Below are 7,597 nucleotides of genomic sequence, written 5' to 3'. Positions count from 1 at the left end.
ACGAAAGCCAGGTGTCCAGCGAACAGACCGTGCAGGTGGCCAACCAGGCGGGTGAACGCCTGGCCAGCGTGACCCAGCGCATCGGCGAGATCGACGGCATGAACCAGTCGGTGGCCACCGCCACCGAGGAGCAGAGCGCAGTGGTCGAGAGCCTGAACCTGGACATCACCCAGATCAACAGCCTCAACCAGCAAGGGGTAGAGAACCTCAACGAAACCCTGCGCCATTGCGATGCCCTGAGCCAGCAAGCGGGGCGGTTGAAGCAACTGGTGGGCAGCTTCAGGATCTGAGGCGGGTCCTTCGCGGGTAGCCCCGCTCCCACAGGTATCGCGCCGTTCTCAGGCTCGGCGCAGTACCCGTGGGAGCCGGCGCGGCCTCGCCTGCTCCTACCGATTCTGCGCAAAACCCTGTGGGAATGGGTTTTGGCTGCGCAGCAGCCCCTCGTCAGGCCAGCGCCACCTTGCGCACCTTGCCCCGACGCACCCAGCCCAATAGCACCGCGGCCATCAGCACGAAGCCCAGGTAACCGAAGAAGGGATACACCTCGCCCACCAAGCTGATGAACCCAACCAGGCTGCACACGAACGCAGCCACCCCGGTCAATACCGCCCCCCAGCGAAACGTCGTCGTCCCGGCTGGCAACAGTCGCGACAGGAAGGAAAACAACGTCCCCACGGCCGTGTTGACGATCATTCCGAAGATGATCAGGCACATCACCATCCCCAGCAGCGGCGAAACTTCATTGGCGATCGACAACATCGGCATGGGCAGTTCGGCCACGCTATCCAGGCGCGACAGCAGCCCTGCACTCATCACCAACATCAGACCCCCGAGCGCCGCGCCCCCGATAAGACCGCCCCAGATGGCCGTCTTCTCACCCTTGGCCGACCCACCGAGAATGGCCAGGATTGGCGCACCGGCCACGATGTTGTAGGACACATAGAGGAATGCCCCCAGCAACCAGTGCCGGGTGCCGGCCTCTTGCTGACTGGCCAAGTGGTCGAGTTCAGCGAAGCTCTGCTCGCGCGAGAGCACGGCGTACAAGGCAATCGCCGAGGCCACCAGAATCAACAGCGGGGTGATGGCGCCAATGGCGACGATCACCTTCTGCACATCCAGGCACACGATGGCCACCACCAGCACCGTCACCAGCACACTGCCCGCCAGGGCCGGCACGCCGAACTGCTGCTCGAGCAAGGCGCCACCACCAGCCAACATGACCACGGTGACGGCAAACATGAAAAAGGTGATCAGCCAATCGACGAACAACCCCAGGTGACGCCCGCAAATGGCCTGTATCACGTCCTTGTGGGACGTTGCCTGCTGGCGATTGCCCAGCCCCGCCAGGGCCATGCCCAGGAAGGTGAACAACGCGGCGCTGACCAACGCCCCGACCAAGCCCCAGATGCCAAAATCGACGAAGAACAGCAACAGTTCCCGTCCGGACGCGAAGCCCGCCCCCACGATCACGCCGATGAAGGCACCGGCGATCTTCAGCTGCTCTTGCATGTGAACCTCTGGCTTTATTGTTGTTGTCGTACAAAGGGGTGTCGTGCCCCGGCTCGCCTCAGTCCTGGCCGATGAACGCCTGCACTTCGATCTCCACATCCACCCCCAGCGCCAAGGCCGAGGCCACGGTCGAGCGTACCGGCAAGGCGTCGCCGAAGACTTCTTTGTAGACCTCGTTGAAGCCCGCGAAGTGAGCCATGTCCGACAGCCATACCGTGGCCTTCACCACCTGATCGAAGCGTGCGCCACAGGCGGCCAGGCTTTCGCCGATGCGCTCGCAGACCGCGCGGGTCTGCGTCTGGATGTCACCGCGGACCACTTCACCGCTGGCGCTCATTGGCACCTGCCCGGACAGGAACAAAAAGCCGCCGGCCTTCACCGCACGCGAGAACGGGAACGGCAGGCTGCTGGGAAAACGCTGGATGTCATTGCTCATGGGAATCTCCTATCACGGTTGTGGAAAAACGGCCCGGAGACAAACGCTCCGGTGAAACGCCCTGCGCCACTAGGCTTGGGCACAGGGGCACGCCCAGCAGCAGGTCAGCCGCCAGGCGCGACGCACCGGCGGCCGACTGGATGCCGTAGCCGCCTTGCGCCGCCAGCCAGAAGAACGCGGGCGTGCGTGGGTCGAAACCGATCACCAGGTCGCCATCGGCGACGAACGAACGCAGCCCCGCCCAGCTGTGGCTCGGACGTCGGATGTGCAACGTGGTCATGGCTTCGATGTTGTAGATGCCCAGGGCCACGTCCAGCTCCTCGGGCGCGGCATCCTGCGGCTCGACCGGATCGGCGTTGGCAGGCGAACCGAGCAACTGTCCAGCATCAGGCTTGAAGTAAAAACTTTCATCGACCCCGATCACCGCTGGCCAACGACTGAAGTCCTGCCCATCCGGGCCCGGGAAGGTAAAGGCACTGCGCCGGCACGGCTGCAGACCAACCTTGGCCACGCCACACAGCTCGGCCACTTGATCGGCCCAGGCGCCTGCGGCGTTGACCAACTGCCGGGCCTGCAGATGACCGCCATCGACCAGCTCCACCTCCCAGAGGTCGTCGAGGCGATAGGCCCGGGCCAGTTCGGCATTGCAACGCAGCTCGCCCCCGGCAGCGCGATAGCCGCGCAAAAAGCCCTGGTGCAAGGCATGCACGTCCAGGTCCATGGCACCGGGTTCATGCACTGCACCGGCGAGGATGCCCTCGCGCAAGCTCGGCACCAGGGCCAAGGCGCCCTCACGGTCGAGCAGGCTGACGTCGGTCCCGTTGGCCAGGTTCTGTGCGTAGGTGGTCTCGAGCAGTTCGCGTTGCTCGGTGCTGGCGACATACAAGCAGCCGCGTGGCTCGAGCAGCGGATGCTCGCAGAAGCCTTCCGGCGGATGCTCGTAGAACGCACGGCTGGCGCGGGTCAGGGCCTGGATCTGCGGCGTTCCGTAGGCCTCCATGAACATGGCGGCCGAACGGCCGGTGGCGTGATAGCCCGGCTGCATTTCCCGTTCGAGCAGCAGTACCCGGCCCTGACCGGCCAGGCGGTAGCCCAGGGAGGCACCGGCAATGCCCGCGCCGATGATCAAGGTGTCGTAGATCTGTGCCATGGGCGCTCCTGTCGCGCGAATTATCATTTATGAGAATTCTAATATATGAGAATTTCGGTTCGCGCAAGCGTCCAAGGTAAGATGCCGACCAAAGCCGCACACGAGAGTCCCGATGCCCGAAGACCGCACGTCCGCCGCCCAGCGCGCTGGCGCCCTCCCCCTGCTCGATCGCGCCGAGGTCGGCGCGCGCCTGCGCCAGGTACGCAAGGCGCAGCACATGACACTCAAACAACTGTCGGCGCTCAGTGGCGTACCGGTCTCCACCTTGTCGAAGATGGAACTGGCGCAGGTTTCGGTGAGCTACGAAAAACTGGCTGCCGCCGCCCGCGCCTTGAAGCTGGATATCGCCCAGTTGTTTCGTGCCAGCGGCCCGGTGGAGACGCCGGTGCCGGCGACCGTGGTGGTCGACTCGCTGCCCGCGGCCCCCGGTTACTCCACCGGCACCTATGACTACCATCCCATCGCTGGCGCCTTCCCTGAGCGCCGCATGACGCCCGCCTACGCCCGCATCATTGCGCGCGAACGTGGCCAGTTCGATGATTTCATCCGCCATCCGGGCCAGGAGTTCGTCCTGGTGCTGCGCGGTCGAGTGCGCATTCTGTTCGAAACGGGTGAAGCGGTGAGCATAGGCCCGCAGGAAACCGCCTATTTCGACAGCCAGGTCGGGCATATCTATCTGTCTGAAAGCGAAGACGGTGGGGATGCACAGGTGATGGTGGTCATGACCGACCGATGAACGGCCCCCCGGTTCATCCGTCCGGACGAAGCAAAAGACGCCCGGTTATAACCTAATAACGAACAAGTCTATTCGGTTATAAAAAAACCTTTATGCTGGCAGCCATCCGATCACGGGCAAGCTTGGGCGTCGAGTAGCGTATGGATGTAGGTTCTTTCGGTTTCACCATCGCGGGGCTGGTTGTAGGTTTCATCGTCGGCATGACCGGCGTCGGCGGTGGCTCGCTGATGACCCCCATCCTGCTCTGGTTCGGCATAAGCCCTGCCACTGCCGTCGGCACTGACCTGTTGTATGCGGCGATCACCAAGGCCAGTGGCGTCTGGGTCCATGCGCGCAACAAGAACGTCGACTGGAAGATCACCGGCCTGCTGAGCCTGGGCAGCGTGCCCGCGGCGGCGTTGACGCTGTGGTTCCTCCACACCTTGCATGCCGACACCTCCGCGCTCAACGCGGTGATCAAGCAAGGCCTGGCCGTGGTGTTGATCCTCACCGCCCTGGCCATCCTGTTCAAATCACGCCTGCAGGCCTTCGCCAGCCGCCACGCAGGCGATCACTACCACCTCAGCGACCGCAGCCTCAATACCCTTACCGTGCTCACGGGCGTGGTGCTGGGCGTGATGGTCACCCTGACGTCCATCGGCGCAGGCGCCCTGGGTACCGTGGCGCTGTTCCTGCTGTATCCCTTCCTGGTCACTCGCCGCCTGGTGGGCACCGAGATCGCCCATGCCGTACCGCTCACGCTGGTGGCCGGCCTTGGCCATGCGGGCATGGGCAATATGGACTGGTCGCTGCTGGGCTACCTGCTGCTCGGCTCGCTGCCAGGCATCTACCTGGGCAGCCATCTCACCGGGCGTATTTCCGACCGTTTGCTACGCCCGTGCCTGGCGGGGATGCTGCTGCTGATCGGCTACAAGCTCGCGTTTTGAAAGGATGGGCGCGCGTCGCGCCCGTTTCGCAGGATCCTCAGACACCGGCGATATTCGTAGGCACTGGCAAGCGTTCAACCCAAACGCAACCGCCACTTCCCCGCCCGGCTCAAGTGCATGCGTGAAAGCGCTGGCACGTCGATAAGCGCAAAGGCCGCCAGCGGACCGCCAAGCACATGCACCATCGCTGCCCGCATCACCAGCGGATGCGTCACCGCCAGCCACTCTCCCGGCGTATCGAACGCCTCCAGCCAGCTCGCGACGCGCTGGCACAGATGCGCGACGGACTCACCGCCAGGGGGCGCGCAATGGGGGTCTTGCAGCCATTGAGCCAGCGCCTGCGGCTGCTCGGCCTGCAATGCCTTGAGCGCCACGCCTTGCCAGGCCCCCATGTCGCAGTCCGCCAGGGCGGGCTCGACCATCGGGCGCGCCCCCAGGCCTGCACAGGTTTCTTGTGCCCGGCGCTCCGGCGCACTCAGAAAGCCGGTGCAGGCTGGAAGCGAGGGCCATTGAGCTACCGGCAAAATGTGCTCGTCAGGGCTGGGGAAACACCCGACCTTCTGGGCTGAGGTCAGGGCATGGCAGATGAGGGTCAGGCGCGCGGCTTTCACCAAGGGCTCTCGACATGAGGTGGGCCAGCTAGCCTATCAGACAAATGCCTGCCCCAGCCCCCACAGCGGCAGCAGCCCCACCAGACAGACCGACATGCGTGGCCAGTAAGGCAGCAGCATCACCAGCAACACCGCCGCCAGGGAGATCATCCCGAACCAAGCCACCGGCCCCATGGCCCATCCCCATGTCTGTGCGCACAACAACAGGCTGGCTAACAACCCTGCCCAACCGCCCCCTCGCAAGCCCAGGCGCAGCACGCGGGGACATGTGCGCCCCCATACCTGCTTGTAATGTCGCTCCAGCCCCTGGCACAGGCCTGTCATGCCCGCGTAGGCGAACAGCATCGCGCCGAGAATCATGCTCATCATCCCTCGGCCTCAATGGTCCGTCCTGCCTTCGCCTTGACCGGTGCCGGCGTGGCCCGCGCAACGCGCAAGGCCGCCAGGGCCAGCCCTACGCCCAGCACCATGCCGGTCACCTCCACGCCCAGCCGCAGATGATCCGCCGTGCCGGCAGTTGCCCCCAGCACACCGAGCCCCATGCACAACAGCGCCGCCGCGCTCAACTGCTCGACCCAGGCGCGCTTGGCCGGGCGCAAGCCAGCATGCAGCAGGGCCAGCAACCAGCCGGCAAAGAACACCCGCACCTCCCAGGCTTCGCGCTGGGGCAGTTCGACCGGCAACAGGCGACTGGCCCACAACAAACCGGCGCAGGCTAGCAACAAGCCGCTGATGAACCCGACATTGCACACCTCGGCCAGCCGATACCACCGGCGCGCTGAGGCCTCGGCCGTCGCATTGGTGTATTTGCGCCCACGCTTGATGCAAAACAGCACCAGGCCGCTGGCAATCATCGCGCAACTGACCAGGCCACAAACGAAGTACAACCAGCGCATGGGGTAGCCGCCGAACTGGGCAAAGTGCAGGCCGATCATTACCCGCTGGGTCAAAGGCGCCGGACGCAGCTCAGGGACATCGCTGAGCAGTTGGCCGCTCACCCCGTCGAAAACCATGGCCTGGCCCTTGGTCAGGGCAATGCGGTTGCCAAGCTCGGGACGGATCTCGATCCGAGCACCGGTGGTGTTCGGATGGCGGATGTTCAGCCCCCCGATCGGCCCCAAACGCGCCTGGGCCTGGGCCAGCAACGGGGCGATCTCGACCAGCTCTGCCGGCTGCCTGGCCGCGCGCTGCGGCGCCTCTTGGCGGCCGCTGCCCTGGGCCTGGAAGTAGGCACGAGGGTCGCCTTCGAACAAGGCATCGATCCCGGCCGGGATGTAGATCAGCATGAAGATCACCAACCCGGTGTAGGTGATCATCAGGTGGAACGGCAGCAACAGCACCGCACTGGCGTTGTGGAAATCCAGCCAGGACCGTTGTCCCTTGTTCGGGCGGAAGGTGAAGAACTCCTTGAAGAGCTTCTTGTGGATGACGATGCCAGTGACCAACGCCGCCAGCATCACCAGGGCCAGCGCACCGACCACGAAGATGCCCCAGTTGCGCGGCAAATCCAGCGTGAAGTGAAAGCGGAAGAAGAAGTTGCCGCCGACGCTGTCACGCACGTTGATCGGCTCGCCTGTCTGCGGGTCCAGTTGCACGCCGACACCATGGCGCCGGTCGCCGGTGGACACACGCAGGCCCGGCGAGCGCTCGGTCGGCAGGCTGATCCCCCAGTTGTCGGCCTTCGGCTCATGGGCCTGCAGGTAGGCAATGGCCCGCTCGGCGGCATCGGCCTGGGACACCTCACCGGCAGCGATCTCCGGCTGCATCCAGTGGTTGAGCTCCTTGTCGAACACCGCCAAGGTGCCGGTGAGGAAAATGGCGAACAGCAACCAGCCGAAGACCAGCCCGGCCCAGGTGTGCAGCCAGGACATGGATTGGGTGAAGCTGTTCTTCATGCCAGCCACTCCATCGCCTGGGGCCAGAAGCCCACAAGCGCCAGAGGCGCGGCCAGCCCCAGCGGCGCCCAGGCATGCAGGGCGTCGCGGCTGGCGAAGGCCCACAGGATCGCAGCGGTGTAGAACATGAACGACGCCAGCGTGGCGACGATTACCGCATCGCCCGGCGCCAGCGGTAGCAACCGCGCCAGGCAGGCCGTGGCGGCATAGGTGAAGGCGTAGCCGCCAAGCAGTGCAGCGGCGCTGCGCGAGAGAATGGCCAGCCAGGTGGGGTAGGTGTTCATCGATAGCTCCTAACGCCGCTGAGGTCGAAATGGGACTGACGCGCCGCGAG

At 64.9% G+C, this 7,597-nt stretch carries 9 protein-coding genes and 1 pseudogene; 3 read left to right on the top strand and 7 right to left on the bottom strand.

Annotated elements, in window-relative coordinates; translation table 11 throughout:
- Nucleotides 1–290 (top strand): annotated as a pseudogene (locus BLS27_RS07845) (chemotaxis protein); the annotation flags it as partial.
- Between the two features lie 154 nt (nucleotides 291–444).
- Here BLS27_RS07845 and BLS27_RS07840 read toward each other — a convergent pair.
- From BLS27_RS07840 to BLS27_RS07830, 3 genes are read right to left on the bottom strand one after another with little or no spacing between them, the layout of a single operon-like run.
- Nucleotides 445–1,509, bottom strand: a complete 1,065-nt coding sequence (locus BLS27_RS07840) for a YkvI family membrane protein (RefSeq protein WP_043215880.1) — start codon at nucleotides 1,507–1,509, stop codon at nucleotides 445–447.
- Between the two features lie 58 nt (nucleotides 1,510–1,567).
- Nucleotides 1,568–1,945 (bottom strand): RidA family protein, encoded by a 378-nt coding sequence (locus tag BLS27_RS07835; protein WP_043215883.1) that lies wholly within the window; start codon nucleotides 1,943–1,945, stop codon nucleotides 1,568–1,570.
- Nucleotides 1,935–3,095, bottom strand: coding sequence for an NAD(P)/FAD-dependent oxidoreductase (locus BLS27_RS07830; protein WP_090344014.1), 1,161 nt, complete (start codon nucleotides 3,093–3,095; stop codon nucleotides 1,935–1,937). Before BLS27_RS07830 ends, BLS27_RS07835 begins: the two co-directional genes overlap by 11 nt.
- 112 nt (nucleotides 3,096–3,207) lie before the next feature.
- On the opposite strand from BLS27_RS07830, the gene BLS27_RS07825 reads away from it, so the two are divergent.
- Nucleotides 3,208–3,831, top strand: coding sequence for a helix-turn-helix domain-containing protein (locus tag BLS27_RS07825; protein ID WP_090344011.1), 624 nt, complete (start codon nucleotides 3,208–3,210; stop codon nucleotides 3,829–3,831).
- A 140-nt stretch (nucleotides 3,832–3,971) separates the two neighbouring features.
- Nucleotides 3,972–4,757 (top strand): sulfite exporter TauE/SafE family protein, encoded by a 786-nt coding sequence (locus tag BLS27_RS07820; RefSeq protein WP_043215886.1) that lies wholly within the window; start codon nucleotides 3,972–3,974, stop codon nucleotides 4,755–4,757.
- 74 nt (nucleotides 4,758–4,831) lie between these two features.
- On the opposite strand, the gene BLS27_RS07815 is transcribed toward BLS27_RS07820, so the two are convergent.
- The 4 genes from BLS27_RS07815 to BLS27_RS07800 are packed head-to-tail and all read right to left on the bottom strand — an operon-like array spanning nucleotide 4,832 to nucleotide 7,547.
- The gene (locus BLS27_RS07815; RefSeq protein WP_090344009.1) at nucleotides 4,832–5,368 is read right to left on the bottom strand and encodes a histidine phosphatase family protein; all 537 of its coding nucleotides are present in this window, start codon (nucleotides 5,366–5,368) and stop codon (nucleotides 4,832–4,834) included.
- Between the two features lie 36 nt (nucleotides 5,369–5,404).
- Nucleotides 5,405–5,737: a DUF3325 domain-containing protein gene (locus BLS27_RS07810; RefSeq protein WP_090344007.1), complete on the bottom strand. Its 333-nt coding sequence runs from the start codon at nucleotides 5,735–5,737 to the stop codon at nucleotides 5,405–5,407.
- Nucleotides 5,734–7,263, bottom strand: a complete 1,530-nt coding sequence (locus BLS27_RS07805) for a PepSY-associated TM helix domain-containing protein (RefSeq protein ID WP_090344005.1) — start codon at nucleotides 7,261–7,263, stop codon at nucleotides 5,734–5,736. The genes BLS27_RS07810 and BLS27_RS07805 overlap by 4 nt, the downstream gene beginning before the upstream one ends.
- A complete protein-coding gene (locus BLS27_RS07800; protein WP_043215894.1) occupies nucleotides 7,260–7,547 on the bottom strand; it encodes a hypothetical protein in 288 nt (95 codons plus the stop codon). Before BLS27_RS07800 ends, BLS27_RS07805 begins: the two co-directional genes overlap by 4 nt.
- Nucleotides 7,548–7,597: the final 50 nt, after the last annotated feature.

The organism is Pseudomonas guariconensis, assembly GCF_900102675.1.
Taxonomy (GTDB): domain Bacteria; phylum Pseudomonadota; class Gammaproteobacteria; order Pseudomonadales; family Pseudomonadaceae; genus Aquipseudomonas; species Aquipseudomonas guariconensis.
This window is presented reverse-complemented; position numbering and strand designations above follow the sequence as displayed.